Raw genomic sequence first — 17814 nt, 5'->3', positions numbered from 1 at the left:
TGTGAAAAGAACAAGATTAAGATTTATTTGGTTTGTGACAATTCTGGCTGTTTTGGCTGCTATCCTGTTGTACACCCGCATGGGCAGTACTCCTAATATCAAAAAGAAGATATACAGCCAATGGTCTAAAGAATATGTCGTAACCAAGGACAAATTGTCTTATATCAGGACGACAAACAGTAAGACTGAAGATGTTGTGCTGTCTGAGGCACAGGGTTATGGCATGGTGATTGCTGTGGATGCAGCTAAGCAAGGCGATGCCAGTTCGGCTGATTTTGAAAAGCTCTACCAATATTATCTAGCTCATCGTCTGAAAGATACCCAGCTCATGTCTTGGAAACAGACGATTAAGGACGGAAAGAGCAATCATGAAGACGAAAACAATGCTACAGACGGCGATCTCTACATTGCTTATGCTTTGATTCAGGCTGCTAAGCAGTGGCCGGACAAGGCGAAAGAATACCAAAATCAGGCTCAGGCTATTCTGAAAGATGTCTTGGCATATAACTATAATGAAAGCAACGGCGTTTTGACGGTTGGGAACTGGGCAAATGCAGAATCGAGATTTTATAATCTCATGCGGACTTCTGATACATTACCGCAGCAGTTCCAAGCTTTCTATGAGTTGACAAAGGATAAGCAGTGGCTGACAATCCGGGATAACATGCTCAGCAAACTTGAAGCAATTAGCGCTGATAATAAGACTGGTTTGATACCAGACTTTATCTGGGTTGACGGTGACAAAGTTCGGGAAGCTGATGCTGATACAGTTGAGTCTGCAAATGATGGCTATTATTCTTATAATGCCTGCCGACTTCCTTACAACCTGGCTCAAAGCAAGGATGAAAAAAGTCAAAAAATGCTGAAGAAGATGTTAAACTTCTTCCTCAGTCAAGAAAAGATCTATGCGGGCTACACTCTGAAAGGGAAGGCTCTCAATAGTAATCAGGCTGGCAGCTTTACTGCTCCAGTATTCTATGCGGCTAATAACAATATGGAATTCCGCAAATTGGTGCAGCAGAATAAATATCTCTTCATGCAAGGTTTGCCGTCAGATAATTACTATGACGCAGCTGTGACAACGATGATTGCTTTAGAAACTTTATAATGCAGAAACAAGCAAGATGAAAATTTTGTTTAGAATCATTCAGACAATAGGGTGGGACAAAATAATGTTTGTCTCATCCTTTTTTGAATAAAAAGCTTGAGATTTATTTCGCAGACCGTTAAAATAGAAAGAATTTATAAGAACGCAACAATGGGGAATATATCCTATGAAAGCCTATACTTATGCTAAATCAGGACTTACCCAGTTTCTAGATGTTGAGAAACCTGTCGTATGTGCAAATGGACCGACACTATTTGTTCGCATGGTTAAGAATACTATCCGTGATGTTAATCTTCATATTATGAAGAGTAATGTGCTTGTCTCCGTTCCAATAAAGTTCTTGTTTTCTGATTTTGAGCAAAATAGTTTTGTTCGTCAAAGAATTCATATATAATATACGGTACAAAGAGAGGACGAGTATGTATTGTGTAATTGAGATGTACGGGGACTATGAACCGTGGTGGTTCCTGGATGGCTGGGAAGAGGATATCGTTGCAAAAAAGCAGTTCGATGATTATTATGAAGCCCTTAAGTATTATAAAAACCGCTGGCTGCAAATGGCAGACCAGTCACCTTTGTATAAGAGCCGCAGTGATTTAATGACAATTTTTTGGGATCCGGAGGATCAGCGCTGGTGCGAGGAGTGCGATGAGAATGTTCAGCAGTATCACTCGCTGTTTTTGCTGGAGAATGAATGCAAGATTCCTAAGAGCAAGTATCGGCCAGGCTATACTAAGCAGAACGGCCTTGAAAAGCACCGAGCTTGCTCAGTCAAACTAAAATCCGCTAAGCCTCTTTAAATCGATAGAATATATTTTGCAAATCTGATAATAGAGCAGCAGAAGAGACCTAACTTGTTAGAAGTTAAGTTTCTTCCGCTGTTTTTTCTTTTTCTGGATTTTTTGCGAATAGTAAGGTGAGGAGGATGTATGGTTCAAGAAATTGCAAAAGAAATGATCAGGCAGGCTCGGCAAGAAGGGGCGCAAGATATTTACCTTATTCCTAAAAGTACTTGCTATGAGCTTTATATGAGAATCGGTGATGAACGTCGCTTTATAAAAACTTATGATTTTGAGCTTCTGTCTGCTGTTATTAGCCACTTTAAGTTTGTCGCAGGTATGAATGTTGGAGAGAAGCGCCGCAGTCAGCTGGGGTCTTGCGATTATGACTGTGAGGAAGCCAAGGTTTCAATCCGGCTGTCAACAGTTGGTGATTACCGTGGTTTTGAAAGTCTGGTTATCCGACTCCTGCATGATGAAGACAGGGAGCTGCGCTTTTGGTTTGAGCAATTGCCGGAGCTGCGCAAGAAAATTCAGGCTCGCGGCCTCTATCTTTTCTCAGGACCAGTCGGCAGCGGCAAGACGACCTTGATGTACCATTTGGCTCAGCTCAAATTTTCTGGTCAGCAGGTTATGTCGATTGAAGATCCGGTTGAGATTAAGCAAGAGGCTATGCTGCAGCTGCAGCTGAACGAAACCATCGGCATGACTTATGACAGTCTGATTAAGCTGTCTCTGCGACATCGGCCGGATCTCTTGATTATCGGGGAAATTCGTGATCAAGAGACAGCTAGGGCAGTGGTTCGGGCAAGTTTGACCGGAGCTACGGTCTTTTCAACGATTCATGCCAAGAGTGTTCGCGGTGTCTATGAGCGGCTTTTGGAATTGGGCGTTAGTGAGGACGAGCTAAGAATGGTGCTGCAAGGTGTTTGTTACCAGCGTTTAATTGGGGGAGGAGGTGTCGTTGATTTTGTCAGTCAAAACTATCAAGAGCACGAAGCCGCAGTCTGGAATCAGCAGATTGATCAGCTTTTTGCAGAAGGACATATCAGTGTTGAGCAAAGGCAGACAGAAAAAATTGTCTACGCCTAAGCAGAAAAAGATTATTGAGCTCTTTCATAATCTCTTTAGCAGCGGTTTTCACTTAGCAGAGATTGTAGACTTTCTGAGACGAAGTGCCTTGCTGGAGGAAGTGTATGTCGCAGAAATGCGGGCAGGCTTGTCAGCTGGTCAGTCCTTTTCAGAGATTGTCAGTCGACTGGGATTTTCCGACAGCGTTGTAACCCAGCTTTCCTTATCTGAGCTGCATGGCAATCTGACACTTAGTCTGGGCAAAATTGAGGCCTATCTGGAAAATCTGTCCAAGGTTAAGAAAAAATTGATAGAGGTAGGGACCTATCCTCTCATGCTGCTGGGCTTTTTGGTCCTTATCATGCTGGGATTGCGCAACTATCTTCTGCCTCAATTAGACAGCCAGAATCTAGCTACTCAGCTGATTAATCACCTGCCTCAGATTTTTTTGTGGAGCAGCCTTGCTTGGGCCGCCTTGGTTTCAGTGGCTCTCTTTTATTATCGAAAGTCATCCAAGATTCGTTTTTTCAGCAAACTAGCAGCTCTGCCCTTTTTTGGACATTTGGTACAGGCTTACTTGACCGCTTATTATGCTCGTGAATGGGGAAATATGATTGGCCAGGGCTTGGAACTGAGTCAGATTTTTGCGATTATGCAGGAGCAGCCTTCCCAGCTCTTTCAGGAAATAGGAGAAGATATGGCTGCTGCTTTGCAAGGCGGTCAAGGCTATGCGGACAAGGTGGCAAGCTATCCTTTCTTTAAGAAAGAATTGTCCTTGATGATCGAGTATGGTGAGGTAAAGTCCAAGTTGGGGAGTGAACTGGAAGTCTATGCTGAAAAGACTTGGGAGGAATTTTTCCTACGTATCAACCGAGCCATGAATTTCATTCAGCCCCTAGTATTTATTTTTGTTGCCTTAGTGATTGTTTTACTTTATGCGGCAATGCTCTTGCCCATTTATCAGAATATGGAGGTTCATTTGTAATGAAAAAACTTAATACATTGAAGGTTCAAGCATTCACCCTCGTGGAAATGCTAATTGTCTTGTTGGTTATCAGCGTTCTCTTGCTACTCTTTGTGCCTAATCTGACCAAGCAAAAAGATGCTGTTTCAGATACAGGAACTGCAGCGGTGGTCAAGGTAGTAGAAAGTCAGGCAGAGCTGTATGAACTGAAGAATACCAATGAAAAGGCTAGCCTTAGCAAGCTGGTCAGCGCAGGAAATATCAGCCAGAAACAGGCAGATTCTTATAAGGCTTACTATGGAAAACACAGTGGCGAAACTCAAGCGGTTGCCAATTAAGGCTTTTACACTGCTGGAAAGTCTCCTCGTTCTTTTTGCTGTTAGTTTTCTACTACTAGGATTATCTGGCTCGGTTAGGGCTGGCTTCACTCAGGTTCAAGAGCAACTCTTCTTTTTAGAGTTTGAGAGGCTCTATCAGGAGACTCAGAGGCTGAGCTTAGCCGGTCATGAGAAGCTTTCTCTGGAGATTTCAGGGCGCCAGATTTCCAATGGCTATCAAGAGTTGGACTTTCCACAAACTTTGCAGGAACATGAGCAGCAGGTCGTTCAGTTTGACCGGGCCGGTGGGAACTCATCACTCAGCAAGATTACTTTTAAGACGGAGGACAGGACAGTTGTTTACCAGCTTTATATGGGTAATGGCAAGTTTAAAAAGGCGACAGCTTCAAGCTAGCATTCTGCTGGAAGCTCTGGTGGCCATGGCAGTTTTTGCGGCTATTGCCAGTTTGCTTTTGGGACAGATTAGTCGGTCTCGTAAGGATCAGCAGGCCCTTCTGCAGCAGGAAGAGGTGCTTCGGGTAGCTCGTATGGCCCTGCAAACAGGACAAGAAGAGCTTCATATCAATGGAATTGCAGTGCGTCAGCTTAAGACAGATAAGCAGCTGCTGGTCTATCACGAAGGGGAGGTGGTTATCCGTGTCCAAAAACCTTAAAGTCAAGGCCTTTACTCTCTTGGAGGCCTTGGTAGCCTTGCTGGTTCTCAGTGGCGGGGTGTTAGTCTTTCAGGCTATGACTCAGCTCTTATCTTCAGAACTGCATCAGCAGGAGAATAATCAGCAGCAAGAGTGGCTTTTGTTTGTCGACCAACTGGAGACGGAGCTTTCGCGAAGTCAATTTGACAAGGTTGAAGACAATAAAATCTACATCAGACAAGATGGCAGGGACTTGGCCTTGGGTAAATCCAAGGGCGATGATTTCCGTAAAACAGATAAGAGTGGTCGCGGCTACCAACCGATGATTTATGGTTTAGAAGCAGCTGACGTCCGTCAGGACGGTAAGCTTGTCCATCTTCATTTTCGCTTTGAAAAAGGCTTAGAGAGGGAGTTCGTCTATCGTGTGGAAGAAGAAAGTTGAGGCTGGGATTTTACTGTATGCGCTATTGATGGCCGCTGTCTTTAGCCTGCTCCTGCAGTTTTATCTCAACCGTCAAGTCAGCAGTCAGCGTTTGCAGCTTTTCAACAGGGAAAGGACGGAAGCCTATGCAATGGCAGTTCTGACAAAAGCTACAGCCAAGGATGATAGCGGTGAGATGGAGTTTGAGCAGGGCAAGGCGGTCTACCGTAAGAAAGGGAAGGAACTGGAAATCAGCAGTCAGCTCAGCAGCGGGCATTCCTATTCCTTTACTTTTACCATTTCTAAGAAGGAGGAAGAGAAAGCTAAGGAAGACAAGAAACCAACTGAGAAAAAGGAGAAAGCGGTTTCGGACGAAGCTGGTAAGTCGGACTAATATAACTGTAAAATCTTTGTAATTTTATATATCTTGGAAAGGGGCCTTATTTTTGGTATGATAGGATGAACGGAGGATTCCATGAATTTTGAAAAGATAGAACAAGCTTATACTCTGATTCTCGAAAACGTCCAGAATATCCAAAACGCTCTGGCGACCAATTTTTACGATGCTCTGATTGAGCAGAACGGCATTTACCTAGATGGAGATACAGACTTACAAGAGGTTCTGACCAATGATGAAAAAATCCGCGCTCTGCATTTGACCAAGGAAGAGTGGCGGAGAGTCTATCAGTTTATCCTGATGAAGGCTGCCCAGACGGAACCCATGCAGGTCAATCATCAATTCACACCTGACACAATTGGTTTTCTGATTACTTTCTTATTGGACCAGCTAGCTCACGGAGAGGAAGCTGATGTATTAGAAATCGGCAGCGGAACCGGAAATTTAGCTGAAACTATTCTCAATCATACCCAAAGGAAGATTGACTACCTAGGTCTGGAACTAGATGATTTATTAATCGACCTTTCTGCCAGTATTGCAGAGGTTATGAACTCCAAGGCTCACTTTGCTCAGGGGGATGCAGTTCGGCCTCAGGTTCTGAAAGAGAGTGATATCATTATCAGTGATTTACCGGTCGGTTATTATCCGGACGACAGTATCGCCTCTCGCTATGAAGTGGCTAGTTTGGATGAGCACACTTATGCCCATCATCTTCTAATGGAGCAGTCGCTCAAATATCTAAAGCCAGGTGGTTATGCTATATTTCTGGCGCCGAATGACCTCTTGACCAGCGCTCAAGCACCGTTGCTGAAAAAATGGCTCCTCGCCAAGGCTCAGTTTATCGCGATGATAACCTTGCCAGAGTCTATTTTCTCAAGCAGCAAGCATGCCAAAACCCTTTTTGTCTTGAGGAAGCAAGAAGCGAATAACATTCAGCCTTTTATCTATCCTCTGCGGGATTTGCAGGATCATGATGAAATGTTTAAATTCCGTCAAAGTTTTCAAAACTGGTACAAAGATAGTGAAATTCAAACAAAATTTTGATATAATGATTTTGAAAACGCTTAAAGAGGTGAAGAAATGTCGAAAACAATTTCTATTAATGCAGGGAGCTCAAGCTTAAAATGGCAACTCTACTTGATGCCGGAAGAAAAGGTCTTGGCTAAGGGCTTGCTGGAACGGATTGGTCTCAAGGATTCTATTTCAACAGTGAAATTTGATGGTCGTTCAGAAAAGCAGGTTCTTGATATTGCAGATCATACGCAGGCCGTAAAAATTTTGCTGGACGATTTGAAACGTTTCAATATCATTGAATCTTATGATGAGATTACCGGTGTGGGCCACCGTGTTGTGGCTGGCGGTGAATACTTTAAGGATTCAGCCCTCGTTGATGAAGAAGTGATTCAAAAGGTAGAAGAGCTGTCTCTTCTGGCTCCATTGCATAATCCAGCCAACGCTGCAGGTATCCGTGCTTTTAGAGAAATTCTGCCAGACATTACCAGCGTGGTAGTCTTTGACACCTCTTTCCATACAACTATGCCGGAAAAAGCTTATCGCTATCCGATTCCGACTAAATATTACACTGAAAACAAGGTCCGCAAGTACGGAGCTCACGGGACCAGCCATGAGTATGTAGCCAAGGAAGCTGCTAAAATTTTGGGACGTCCGATTGAAGAACTTAAGCTTATCACTTGCCACATTGGTAATGGAGCTTCCATCACAGCGGTTGACAAGGGCGTTTCTGTAGATACCTCTATGGGATTCACACCACTTGGCGGCGTCATGATGGGAACGCGTACAGGGGATATCGACCCAGCTATCATTCCTTATCTGATGCAATACACAGACGACTTTAATACTCCAGAAGATATTAGCCGCGTCTTGAACCGTGAATCTGGCTTGCTGGGAGTTTCTGAGAAGTCTAGTGATATGCGCGATATTCATGAGGCGATGCGGGCAGGTGATGCCAAGGCTCAATTAGCTAACGACATTTTTGTAGACCGGATTCAAAAATACATTGGTCAGTATCTTGCTGTTTTGAATGGAGCTGATGCTATCATTTTTACTGCAGGAATTGGTGAAAATTCTGTGACCATTCGTGAACTGGTTATTAATGGTATTTCTTGGTTTGGCTGTAACGTAGACCCAGAAAAGAATGTGCGTGGTGCAGAAGGCGTGATTTCCAGTTCTGATGCCAAGGTCAAAGTCTTGGTTATCCCGACTGACGAAGAATTGGTCATCGCGCGTGATGTCGAACGTTTCAAAAATCAATAAATCCAAAAGCTCAGTTTGACTGGGCTTTTTATATGCTTTAAGAAAGGATTTTCTTGGTCTTTGGCTTTGGAACAAACTGAGCGATTCAATCTCATAGTCACTATCAGTATTGGCTCTCAATACGTGATATATAAAATGCTTGCAGTTAAGAATTGTCTATACAAAAAGAGAAAATTGAGCTATACTAGGAAGGAAAAGGAGGAAGATATGAAAGCAATTCTGAAAAAATTAGAGTACATCCTACTGACTCTGTTTGTCTTATTTCTCAGCCAGATACCATTTATATTTATACGACAGATGACGTCTTCTGAGAAGAGTTTTTCAGCTGGACAGACTATCTTTGTGCTGGTGGTATATCTTTTGATTATCTTTTTTGTTCTGAGAATGGCTAAGCAAGAAGAACTGCTGAGTTTAGACTTTAGCTTCTTCAAATGGTCTTCGTTTGGTTGGTTAGCTGTTTCTAATGTTGTCATGATTGGGGTCAACATGTTGGGAGCAATTATCATGCTGCTGGAAGGTCAGGCCATATCCACTGCTAATCAGGATGCCTTGAATGCATTATTTCAGCATGTACCCAAGATTTTATTAGTGGTAGGAGCTGTGATTCAGGCTCCTATCTTGGAGGAAGTGGTTTTTCGCGGATTGATTCCTCAGAAGATTTTTACCAAGCATTATGTTTGGGGCTTGGTTGTAGGAGTCATTCTTTTCGGTCTTTTCCATGGTCCGACCAATATCGGCAGTTTTGTTACATATGCAGGTATGGGTGCTGTTTTAGCCGCGGTTGCTTATATATTTAAGTGTTTGGAAATGTCTATTTTGGCACACATGCTGAGAAATGGAGTTGCAGTACTCATTATGATACTGACAGGTTTGGTGAACAAGTAGGAAAGCAGAGAATATCTGCTTTTTTTGTCATTTGAGGCACAAATTAGGACATTTGAGGGGATTTCTCCCAGATTGCTCTTACTTCTTCTATAATGATAAGAGAAGAATGGAGAGAATATGCTGAAATTAGAGAAAATCATTCAATTGTTACTGCTGGCTATGTTGACTCAGACGGGACTGCTGCTCATGCTTCATCCAATGCCTCATCGCTTGGTCTTTAGTCAGGCTAATCTGCTTTTTATGGTGGGCTTACTGGGATTGCTTTTTTGTTGCGCCTTTTATTTTGCCAGAGAACTGCAGGAAATCAAAGGTTCCCTGCGTCAGTCAAGCAATTATCAACACTTGCTTTTCTTGTATTTTTTGATGATTTTGGTCAATGCTGCAGGTGTTCTTCTGCTGTGTGGCAAGGAGGTGGAGTCAGCTCAGGCGGTGGAGCAGATGCTAACGGAGAGTTTTCTGTCATCGTCTCTTTTGCTTTTGGGGATTGACATCGCCGTTTTATCCCCTGCAGCACCGAAATTTGTTGACAGTGACGTCTCTCTTCGTTATCGGAAGAGCTGGGGGATTGCACTAGGTTTTCTCTGCTTTTCCCTTGCGAAAAATCCTCAGGAAACTCTGTGTTTTCTTTCCTATCTGCTTTTGGGATTAGTCTTTGCCCGTCTCCTCAGGCCTTATTTTCAGCGTTTGGAGCTGTCTATGCTGGCCCATATTCTCCGAAATATGATTATTCTCAGTCTTTTACCCTTTTGCTTTTAGAAAGTGTTTTGTCAAATAGAAGAATTATGGTAAAATGGTAAATGAAACAAGGGACTAGATAAGGTCTTCTTGTGAAGTCGAGTGCAGTTCATAGGACTGGATGCTGCATCTGCTGAGAGCTTTGCGGTACACTAGATGAGTGTGCCTTTTTTGTTGAAGAGTAGGGCAGCAAATAGAAATGAGATGAAAATCAATGGTGAATCTAAAAGCAATTGCTCCAGATGGCCGAACGGGCCTCTGTGGCATTATCAATGCGACGCCGGATTCCTTTTCAGATGGTGGGCGCTACAACACGGTTGAGACGGCATTGGCTCAGGCTAGAAAGCTGATTGCTGAGGGAGCTCACATGCTGGATATTGGTGGCGAGTCTACTCGGCCAGGCAGTCATTTTGTGGCTATTCAAGAAGAGATAGAGCGGGTGGTGCCAGTCATTGAAGCTATTCGTCGGGAAAGTGACATTGTGATTTCTGTGGACACTTGGAAGTCGGAAGTGGCTGCAGCGGCTTTGGCTGCGGGTGCAGATATTATCAACGATATTACCGGTCTTTTAGGCGATGAAAAGATGGCAGAAACTGCTGCGAAATATGGCGCGCCAGTTATTGTCATGTTTAATCCGGTGATGGCTCGTCCTCAACATGCCAGTTCAAGGATTTTCCCAGAATTTGGCTTTGGTTCAGCCTTCACAAAGGAAGAGTTATCTCTTTTTGCAGAGCTACCGATTGCAAAACTAATGTGGAAGTGTTTTGAGAAATCTTTGGAGTTGGCGGAACATGCTGGCCTTTCGCGTGATAATATCATGCTGGATCCAGGGATTGGTTTCGGTTTGACCAAGCGGGAGAATCTTCTCATTTTGCAGGAGCTGGATAGTCTCCATCAGGCTGGTTTCCCTATTTTTCTTGGGGTTTCTCGTAAGCGGTTTCTTGTTAGTATCTTAGAAGAAAACGGCTTTAAGGTCAATCCTGAGACTCAGGAAGGCTTCGAAAACCGTGATACAGCTTCAGCCCATCTGACTACCCTTGCGGCTAGCAGAGGCGTTGAAGTTGTCAGAGTGCACGAAGTGGCTAAGCACCGGATGGCTGCTGCCGTTGGCGATGCGATTCGTCTAGCGCAGCAGACAGAAGATCTCAATCTAGGTCAGTACAAGTAAGATGAAAAAACAAGAATTACCTGATTTAAGCTGGCTGGAAGCCTATCGGACAGCCAGTCCCCATTTTGGCTTGAAGCGGATGGAGCGTTTGCTGGAGCTGCGGGGAAATCCACATTTGCGGCTGCCAGTCATTCATATTGCAGGGACTAATGGCAAGGGCTCAACCATTGCCCATCTGCGCCAACTCTTGGAGGTGAGCGGCCTGCGGGTTGCCACCTTCACCTCTCCTTATCTAGTCAGCTACAATGAGCAGATTGCCATTAATGGCAATGCGATCTCCGACCAAGACCTTCAGATATTACTTTCTATTTACCAAGAGCTTTTGGCCCAGCATGCGACAGACTCTAGCTTGCAAGGGGTGACTGAGTTTGAGATTGTAACTGCTCTAGCTTATGATTATTTTGTCCAGCAGCAGGTGGATGTGGCTATTATCGAGGTCGGCATGGGTGGGCTTTTGGACAGTACCAATGTCTGTCAGCCCTTACTGACTGCTATCACGACAGTTGGTCTGGATCATGTGGCCTTGCTGGGGGACAGTCTAGAGGCTATTGCCCAGCAGAAAGCTGGCATTATCAAGCCTGGAGTTCCCATTGTGACCGGTAGGTTAGAGCCAGAGGCTCTGGCAGTAGTCGAGCAGAAGGCTGCTGAAAAAGATGCTCCGCTCTTTTCTTGGTCTCAAGACTATCAAGTGGAACATCAAGAGTCAGAGAAAGGGGAGTGCTTTTCCTTTTCGAATGTCTATCGGGCCAAAGACTCGTATCAAACAGCTCTGATGGGACTGCATCAGGCGGACAATGCTGGATTGGCTCTGCACTTGTGTGACCTATACTGCCAGTTGCAGTCGCTGCCCTTGTTGACAAAAGCAGAGGTTGAGAGGGCCTTGCTTGCTGCTGTATGGCCAGGGCGTTTGGAAAGAATATCGGATCAGCCGCTCATCCTTTTGGATGGAGCCCATAATCCTCATGCCCTGCGGTCGCTAGCAGCGACATTGGACCAGCATTATCCGACTTATAAGAAGCACATTTTATTTGCTTGTATCCAAACCAAAGCCTTGGATGATATGGTGGAGCTGTTGCAAAAGATTCCCAAAGCTGCTATAAGCTTGACAGCTTTTGCTGATCCGCGGAGTTTTTCTGAAGAGAGCATGCAAGCCTTGGCTGAGCAGCAAGGTCTGTCTTACAAAGAATGGCCGGATTATTTATCAGATTATTTAGCAGTAGAGCATGAGCCGGATGAGCTTTTGCTGATTACGGGTTCTCTTTATTTTCTGGCTCAGGTTAGAAAATCAATCCTTGAGAATCGCGAGTTAGACTTTGCTGAGCGTCCTTCTCAGTCAAGTAAATGATCAAAAAATAAAAATGAACATAGGAGCATATATGGACACGAAGAAAATTGAAGTAGCAGTTGCCCAGATTATTGAGGCGGTTGGAGAAGACGGAAGCCGCGAAGGCTTGCAGGAGACGCCACAGCGCATTGCAAAGATGTATCAGGAAATTTTTGCTGGGCTGGGCGAGACTGCTGAGGAGCATCTGGCCAAGTCTTTTGAAATCATTGACAATAATATGGTAGTGGAGAAGGATATTTTCTTTCATTCCATGTGTGAGCACCATTTCCTGCCATTTTACGGGAAGGTTCATATCGCCTATGTGCCTAATGGTCGGGTAGCAGGCTTGTCCAAGCTTGCCCGAACGGTAGAGGTCTATGCCAAGAAACCGCAGATTCAAGAGCGATTGACCGTAGAGATTGCTGAGGCCTTGATGGACTATCTGGGTGCTCAAGGAGCCTTGGTCTGGGTGGAAGCTGAGCATATGTGTATGAATATGCGCGGAGTCAGAAAGCCTGGCACTGCAACGGTTACTACAGCGGCACGCGGCGTTTTAGCGACGGACAAGGATCTGAAAAATGAAGCTTACAAGCTGATGGGACATTGATCTTATAAGTGGTGGAGCATGTTAGGAAAGGTTAGATAGTTTTATCAAGGATAAAATGCAGAAACTTGAATCAGAAAGGATAAGAAAATGGATCAGCTGCGCATTAAGGATTTGGAAGTGTATGCTTATCATGGTCTGTTTGGAGCAGAGAAGGAGTTGGGCCAGCGTTTTGTGCTGGATCTGATTTTGGACTATGATATGACTCGGGCTGCCAAAACAGGCGACCTAACAGCTTCTATCCACTATGGAGAATTAGCTCAGGATTTGACCCACTGGTGTCAGGAAAGCAAGGAGGACTTGATTGAGACGCTGGCTTACAAGTTGATTGATCGGATTTTTCTGACTCATCCTTTGGTGCAGAAAGTCAGCTTGGAGGTCAAGAAGCCTTGGGCACCGGTGCCTCTGCCTTTAGAGACCTGCTCGGTCAAGCTAGTACGTCAAAAGCGGAAAGCCTTTATCGCTCTGGGGAGCAATCAAGGCAACCCAACTGCCAATCTGGATGCGGCTTTGGAAAAAATGGCAGAGCAAAATATAAGAGTTTTGCAGGCATCAAGCCGCATTGAGACAGAGCCTTGGGGTGGCGTTGAGCAGGATCCGTTTCTCAATCAAGTTGTTGAAGTTGAGACTTGGCTCAATCCTGAGGAGTTAATGCAGACCCTGCTAGCTATCGAAGCGGATCTAGGGCGCGTGCGGGAGATCAAATGGGGTCCGCGTGTGATTGACCTGGATATTCTTTACATAGGTCAGGAAGAGCTATACAGTCCGGACTTGATTGTTCCTCATCCTTATGTGGCTGAGCGAGCTTTTGTCTTGCAATCTTTGGTGGAAATCGCTCCACACTTTGTCGATCCGGTGCAGAAAAAAAGCATCCGCCAGCTCTGGGATGTGGTTGAAAAATAAGAAAAGAAGCTTGTCGCAAGGCAAGTTTTTTTATTGTCTGAACTTTCTCTGAACTTGCCCCTGTATACTAAAGAAAAATCAAAAGGAGTTCAGTATGGAACATATAGTGAAAATAGAAGGAGTCTGCAAGAAGCATGGCAGCAAGCAGGTTTTAAAAGATATTTCTTTTACAGCTAAAAGCGGTCGGATAACAGCTTTTCTGGGCCCAAATGGCGCAGGGAAAAGTTCGACCTTGAGGATTCTCTTGGGATTGGATCGGGCGACATCTGGGACTGCGACTTTTGATGGGCAAACCTATCAGTCAATGACCTATCCGTTCAGAACGGTAGGTGCAGCCTTTGACGGCATTGGCGGTCTTCCAAATCGAAAGGTCTATGACCACCTGAGGATTATTGCAGCGAGTAATGCTATTTCCAAGTCTCGGATCGATGAGGTTTTGGAGATGACTGGAATCGCTCATAAGAGGAAGGAACTCTTGTCAAGCCTGTCTCTGGGGGAAGGTCAGCGGCTGGGTTTGGCAGCAGCTTTGCTGGGTGATCCTCAGTTTCTCATATTAGATGAGCCGACTAATGGGCTGGATCCAAGTGGGATTAAGTGGTTTAGAAAGTTCATCCGTCAGCAGGCTGATTTAGGGAAAACGGTACTTCTATCCTCCCACATCTTGTCAGAGGTGCAAATGGTGACAGATGATGTAGTCTTGATTCATCATGGGCGAATTATTGAGCAGGGACAATTGGAAGAGGTGTTGCAAGATTCAGAAAGCCTAGAAGATCTCTTCTTTGATTTGACAGAGGAGGTTTAAAATGAAAGAAACGATGTCTTTATTGCATTCAGAATGGTTGAAAATTTGCTCAACCAAGGCTTTCAAAGTGAGTATGGCCTTCATGCTGCTATTGGTGCCTGCCGTATCCTGGCTGGAGGGTCGACAGTATTTATCTGTCGGCTTGGATGCCACGCCTGAGACGGTTCCCGGCCTGGCAGAAGCCATTGACCCGCTGGAATATCTAGGCCTCAATGGGGCTTCTATGGCAGGCATGGTTTTGGTCATCTTAGCTGGAATTTTGGGAGCTATGGAATTTCAGTCTCATAGCTTGAGAACCAGTCTTTTGACCTGTAATAACCGCCTGAAGTTGCTTGTGGGGAAACTCATGACCTTTGCTTGCTTTTCTCTTGCCAGTAGCTTTTTATCAATCTACTTTAGTTATATGGTCATGCACCTGGCTTTAGGAAAGGAAGGGCTTAATCCAATTCTGCTCAATCAAGCAGCTTGGAGTTTGATTTTGTGGAAAACCTTATCTCTAACCTTATTAGGAATCCTTTCATTTTTGTTAGGTTTATTGGCTCGGACCATGCTGGTTCCTCTGCTTTTTCTCGTACCACAGATCTATAATCTGGGAAACTACCTAGCTGCTCACACGAGTTGGGGGGCTTATTTGCCACAGCCAGCAGGAGAGTTGTTTGCTGCAACGCCAACTTCCCAATATGCCAACAATCCCTTGCAAGGACTGTTGATACTTGGTGCATGGTTGCTAGTCATCGGCGGCATGGCCTCTCTGCGCTTTTTGAAGACGGATTTAGGAGGGCGATACTGATGATAATAGCTCTGCTTAAAAGTGAATGGATTAAGTTCCGTTCTTACTATCTCGCTCTTGGTGCAGCCTTGGTGGCTCTGGTAGCTGTTCCATTTTTTCTAATGAATCTTGACTACAGTCAGACAGCAGTTGGCCAAACGAAGGCTCTGAGCGAGGTTTTGCATGCCCTCTATCTGGCGCAGCCTGTCATTGTCATCTTTACTTCCCTCTATTTTGCCCAGGAGTTTGTCAAGTCTGGGATGCGAACGAATTTTCTAACCGTATCAAATAGAAAGACTTGGTTGGCTGGGAAATTCCTTTTTCTGTTCTTGCTGCTCTTGATCCTCTATAGTATCATGATAGGCAGCTGTTTCCTTGTTATGCTGGCTCGTTTTGACCTAGACTTTAGCTGGTCCTTACTGGGGAAATTCCTTTATTACAGCTCTTTTGGTCTTCTCAGCAATCTTTTTCTGGCTTTTTTAACTGCCGGCCTCGCTTTGCTATTTCAATCTTGGGTTGTGCCGGTGTCAGTGCTCTTTCCTCTCTTGATTGGTCTCAGTCGTTTGTTGGCAACGTTCATCAAGGAAGCAAAATACCTGCCCGATCTGGCTACCCTAAATCTCTTTGAGTATGAAGGGCTTCAGCATTCAATAGATTTATCAGGTCTGGGGATACAGCTGTTCTGGCTAGCTTTGGTTTGGAGCTCTGCTATATTCTTAAGCTTGAAACGAGATGTTCGCTAGAGGTATGCTATAATGGAAATTATGAGACAGTATCGTATTTTGGTGGTTGATGACGACCGGAGCATTTTGAAGCTGGTGAAAAACGTCCTAGAGCTCGATGCTTATGATGTGACGACGCTTGATCGGATAGAAGAGCTAGAGCTGACGAATTTTGTCGGATATGACTTGATTTTGCTAGATGTGATGATGGAGCCTGTTAATGGTTTTGAGCTGTGCTCCTACATTCGTCCTCATCTTTCGTGTCCCATCATCTTTCTGACGGCTAAGGAGTTGGAGGCGGACAAGGTGGAAGGGCTCTTTCGTGGGGCAGATGACTATATTGTCAAACCTTTTGGGACCAAAGAATTACTGGCGCGTGTCAGAGCTCATCTTCGTCGGGAGGAAAGACGTGAGGAGCGCTATTCTGAAATTGCTTCTTGTCAATTTTATCCAGAGCGCTATGAAGTTGCCTGTTTTGGTAAAGTCTTGAAATTTTCAGAGCGAGAGTTTAAGTTGCTACATTTACTAGCTAGCAATCCCAAGCAGACCTTTTCAGCTGAACGCCTGCATACCTTGCTTTACCCAGAAAGCTCAGAAACACAGCTTCGCTCTATTTCAGAATACGTATATCAGATTCGCCAAAAATGCAAACAAGAAGGGCTGCAAGCAATCGCAACAGTGAGAGGAGTAGGCTATAGATGGCAATTAGAACCCGAAATTTCAAAAGCCTAGTCTGGACAACCAGTTTAAAAATCGTCTTCTTTCATGTTTTGATTTTTGTACTTATAGGCTATGAATTTACGCAAGGAAGTAATCACGTTCTTTTCACCTTGTTCTTTTGGGCAGGGAGCTTGCTGCTGATTACTTTTTATCATATTTTGAAATTGCTCCGAAAAATCGACAGGGAAATAAAAATGCTAAAGAGCGAGAAGCTTTTAGAAGAAAATCAAAGTCAGCTTTTTCGGATTGAGGAAATGCTAGAAGTCTACAGCGATTTACGGAGCAGCCACCAAGATAATGCTCGTCTTCTAGAAAGAGAGCAGCAGCATAATCAGGAGTTGATTTTACAGCTATCAGCGACATCGCACGATTTGAAGACGCCCCTAACTGTGATTAAGGGGAATGCTGAGCTCTTGGAATTGGCGCAGTTAGGCCAGCCACAGGCAGACTATGCTGCTGAGATTTTGCAGGCCAGTCACAAGATGGAAGAGTATTGTGGCTCTTTGATTGATTACGCTAAGACTTTTCAGATTGATTCTAATCAGTTCAGTCAGCTTTCCTTGGAGGACTTTTTGGCTGATTTACAGGACGACTGGGCACTGTTCAGCAAACAGGAAAACTATCGTTTCTACCTCCAAGAAGATTGTGATCTTAGTCTGATTTTGTCAATTCATTTGGACTATCTCAAGCGAGCTTTGCTCAATATTTTACTGAATGCGCTTGAACATGCTGACCAGGACCAAAAGGAAGTCAAGCTAACGGTATCAGTGCAGCAGGACCAGTTGGTTTTTGCTATCTGGAACAATGGCCCTGCATTTTCAGAGGAGATGCTGCTGGGAGCGGAACAGCTCTTTTATCAGAGTGACCAAAGCCGCAATTCAGCTAATCCCCATCATGGAATCGGCTTAGCCTTTTCTAAGCAGGTAGCTCTCTTGCACGGTGGTCGTCTGACCCTGCTCAATCCAGACCAAGGAGGAGCCTGTGTCGAGTTGACTGTAGCTTTGGAAAGCAAATAACAAAGGAAATCAATAAAGATGATAAAAGAGAGTGGGACAGAAATCGGTAATTCGTTAGAATTCGATTTCGTCGTCCCACCTCCGCACAGTTGAGTAGGGCTGTAAAAGCTGATGAAATCAGCGTAGTAGAGCCCACTCAACCACTGCGTCTTGCTCGACAATCCAAAGACAATTGAGAGGTT

The 17814-nt window shown here is 44.6% G+C and carries 23 protein-coding genes; all 23 read left to right on the top strand.

Annotated features, from left to right (window positions below; translation table 11 throughout):
* Window position 1 precedes the first annotated feature (1 nt).
* The 23 genes from O3620_RS04280 to O3620_RS04170 all read left to right on the top strand — a co-directional run bounded on the left by O3620_RS04280 (window position 2) and on the right by O3620_RS04170 (window position 17632).
* On the top strand, window positions 2–1108 hold the full coding sequence (locus tag O3620_RS04280; RefSeq protein ID WP_371601463.1) for a glycosyl hydrolase family 8: 1107 nt from the start codon (window positions 2–4) through the stop codon (window positions 1106–1108).
* A gap of 166 nt (window positions 1109–1274) precedes the next feature.
* Window positions 1275–1502, top strand: coding sequence for a hypothetical protein (locus O3620_RS04275; RefSeq protein WP_002927128.1), 228 nt, complete (start codon window positions 1275–1277; stop codon window positions 1500–1502).
* Window positions 1503–1527: 25 nt separating this feature from the next.
* A complete protein-coding gene (locus O3620_RS04270; protein WP_002907451.1) occupies window positions 1528–1908 on the top strand; it encodes a DUF1033 family protein in 381 nt (126 codons plus the stop codon).
* A 129-nt stretch (window positions 1909–2037) separates the two neighbouring features.
* Entirely contained in the window at window positions 2038–2979 is a 942-nt protein-coding gene (gene comGA / locus O3620_RS04265) for a competence type IV pilus ATPase ComGA (RefSeq protein ID WP_371601462.1), read from the top strand.
* On the top strand, window positions 2909–3943 hold the full coding sequence (comGB, locus tag O3620_RS04260) for a competence type IV pilus assembly protein ComGB (RefSeq protein WP_371601479.1): 1035 nt from the start codon (window positions 2909–2911) through the stop codon (window positions 3941–3943). The genes comGA and comGB overlap by 71 nt, the downstream gene beginning before the upstream one ends.
* Window positions 3943–4260, top strand: a complete 318-nt coding sequence (gene comGC / locus O3620_RS04255) for a competence type IV pilus major pilin ComGC (RefSeq protein WP_002896769.1) — start codon at window positions 3943–3945, stop codon at window positions 4258–4260. Before comGB ends, comGC begins: the two co-directional genes overlap by 1 nt.
* Complete coding sequence (gene comGD / locus O3620_RS04250; protein ID WP_371601461.1) at window positions 4220–4654, top strand: competence type IV pilus minor pilin ComGD; 435 nt, start codon at window positions 4220–4222, stop codon at window positions 4652–4654. Before comGC ends, comGD begins: the two co-directional genes overlap by 41 nt.
* The gene (gene comGE, locus O3620_RS04245; protein WP_002923030.1) at window positions 4620–4913 is read left to right on the top strand and encodes a competence type IV pilus minor pilin ComGE; all 294 of its coding nucleotides are present in this window, start codon (window positions 4620–4622) and stop codon (window positions 4911–4913) included. Before comGD ends, comGE begins: the two co-directional genes overlap by 35 nt.
* Window positions 4897–5334 carry a competence type IV pilus minor pilin ComGF gene (gene comGF / locus O3620_RS04240; protein ID WP_371601460.1) on the top strand — a complete coding sequence of 146 codons (438 nt, stop codon included), beginning with the start codon at window positions 4897–4899 and terminating at the stop codon, window positions 5332–5334. Before comGE ends, comGF begins: the two co-directional genes overlap by 17 nt.
* Entirely contained in the window at window positions 5315–5707 is a 393-nt protein-coding gene (comGG, locus tag O3620_RS04235) for a competence type IV pilus minor pilin ComGG (RefSeq protein WP_371601459.1), read from the top strand. The genes comGF and comGG overlap by 20 nt, the downstream gene beginning before the upstream one ends.
* A gap of 81 nt (window positions 5708–5788) precedes the next feature.
* Entirely contained in the window at window positions 5789–6754 is a 966-nt protein-coding gene (locus tag O3620_RS04230) for a class I SAM-dependent methyltransferase (protein ID WP_125353215.1), read from the top strand.
* A 36-nt stretch (window positions 6755–6790) separates the two neighbouring features.
* Window positions 6791–7984: an acetate kinase gene (locus O3620_RS04225; protein ID WP_371601458.1), complete on the top strand. Its 1194-nt coding sequence runs from the start codon at window positions 6791–6793 to the stop codon at window positions 7982–7984.
* A 135-nt stretch (window positions 7985–8119) separates the two neighbouring features.
* The gene (locus tag O3620_RS04220) at window positions 8120–8869 is read left to right on the top strand and encodes a CPBP family intramembrane glutamic endopeptidase (RefSeq protein WP_032913121.1); all 750 of its coding nucleotides are present in this window, start codon (window positions 8120–8122) and stop codon (window positions 8867–8869) included.
* A 117-nt stretch (window positions 8870–8986) separates the two neighbouring features.
* Window positions 8987–9625, top strand: a complete 639-nt coding sequence (locus O3620_RS04215; protein WP_002919860.1) for a hypothetical protein — start codon at window positions 8987–8989, stop codon at window positions 9623–9625.
* Between the two features lie 193 nt (window positions 9626–9818).
* The gene (gene folP / locus O3620_RS04210; RefSeq protein ID WP_002919859.1) at window positions 9819–10772 is read left to right on the top strand and encodes a dihydropteroate synthase; all 954 of its coding nucleotides are present in this window, start codon (window positions 9819–9821) and stop codon (window positions 10770–10772) included.
* A gap of 1 nt (window position 10773) precedes the next feature.
* Window positions 10774–12117 carry a folylpolyglutamate synthase/dihydrofolate synthase family protein gene (locus O3620_RS04205; RefSeq protein WP_002919858.1) on the top strand — a complete coding sequence of 448 codons (1344 nt, stop codon included), beginning with the start codon at window positions 10774–10776 and terminating at the stop codon, window positions 12115–12117.
* A gap of 31 nt (window positions 12118–12148) precedes the next feature.
* Entirely contained in the window at window positions 12149–12703 is a 555-nt protein-coding gene (gene folE / locus O3620_RS04200; protein WP_032913027.1) for a GTP cyclohydrolase I FolE, read from the top strand.
* Between the two features lie 87 nt (window positions 12704–12790).
* A complete protein-coding gene (gene folK / locus O3620_RS04195; protein WP_002919856.1) occupies window positions 12791–13603 on the top strand; it encodes a 2-amino-4-hydroxy-6-hydroxymethyldihydropteridine diphosphokinase in 813 nt (270 codons plus the stop codon).
* 94 nt (window positions 13604–13697) lie between these two features.
* Complete coding sequence (locus O3620_RS04190) at window positions 13698–14405, top strand: ABC transporter ATP-binding protein (RefSeq protein ID WP_002914477.1); 708 nt, start codon at window positions 13698–13700, stop codon at window positions 14403–14405.
* A gap of 1 nt (window position 14406) precedes the next feature.
* Window positions 14407–15195, top strand: coding sequence for a lantibiotic ABC transporter permease (locus O3620_RS04185; protein WP_002898614.1), 789 nt, complete (start codon window positions 14407–14409; stop codon window positions 15193–15195).
* The gene (locus O3620_RS04180; RefSeq protein ID WP_002914476.1) at window positions 15195–15917 is read left to right on the top strand and encodes a hypothetical protein; all 723 of its coding nucleotides are present in this window, start codon (window positions 15195–15197) and stop codon (window positions 15915–15917) included. Before O3620_RS04185 ends, O3620_RS04180 begins: the two co-directional genes overlap by 1 nt.
* Window positions 15918–15929: 12 nt before the next feature.
* Window positions 15930–16628: a response regulator transcription factor gene (locus O3620_RS04175; RefSeq protein ID WP_002903588.1), complete on the top strand. Its 699-nt coding sequence runs from the start codon at window positions 15930–15932 to the stop codon at window positions 16626–16628.
* Complete coding sequence (locus tag O3620_RS04170; RefSeq protein ID WP_002919855.1) at window positions 16595–17632, top strand: sensor histidine kinase KdpD; 1038 nt, start codon at window positions 16595–16597, stop codon at window positions 17630–17632. The genes O3620_RS04175 and O3620_RS04170 overlap by 34 nt, the downstream gene beginning before the upstream one ends.
* The last annotated feature ends 182 nt before the right edge of the window (window positions 17633–17814 follow it).

This window comes from Streptococcus sp. 27098_8_134, from assembly GCF_041431675.1.
In the GTDB taxonomy this organism is placed as follows: domain Bacteria; phylum Bacillota; class Bacilli; order Lactobacillales; family Streptococcaceae; genus Streptococcus; species Streptococcus sanguinis_R.
Note: the sequence above shows the minus strand (reverse complement) of the source record. Positions and strands in the feature narration are given on the sequence as shown.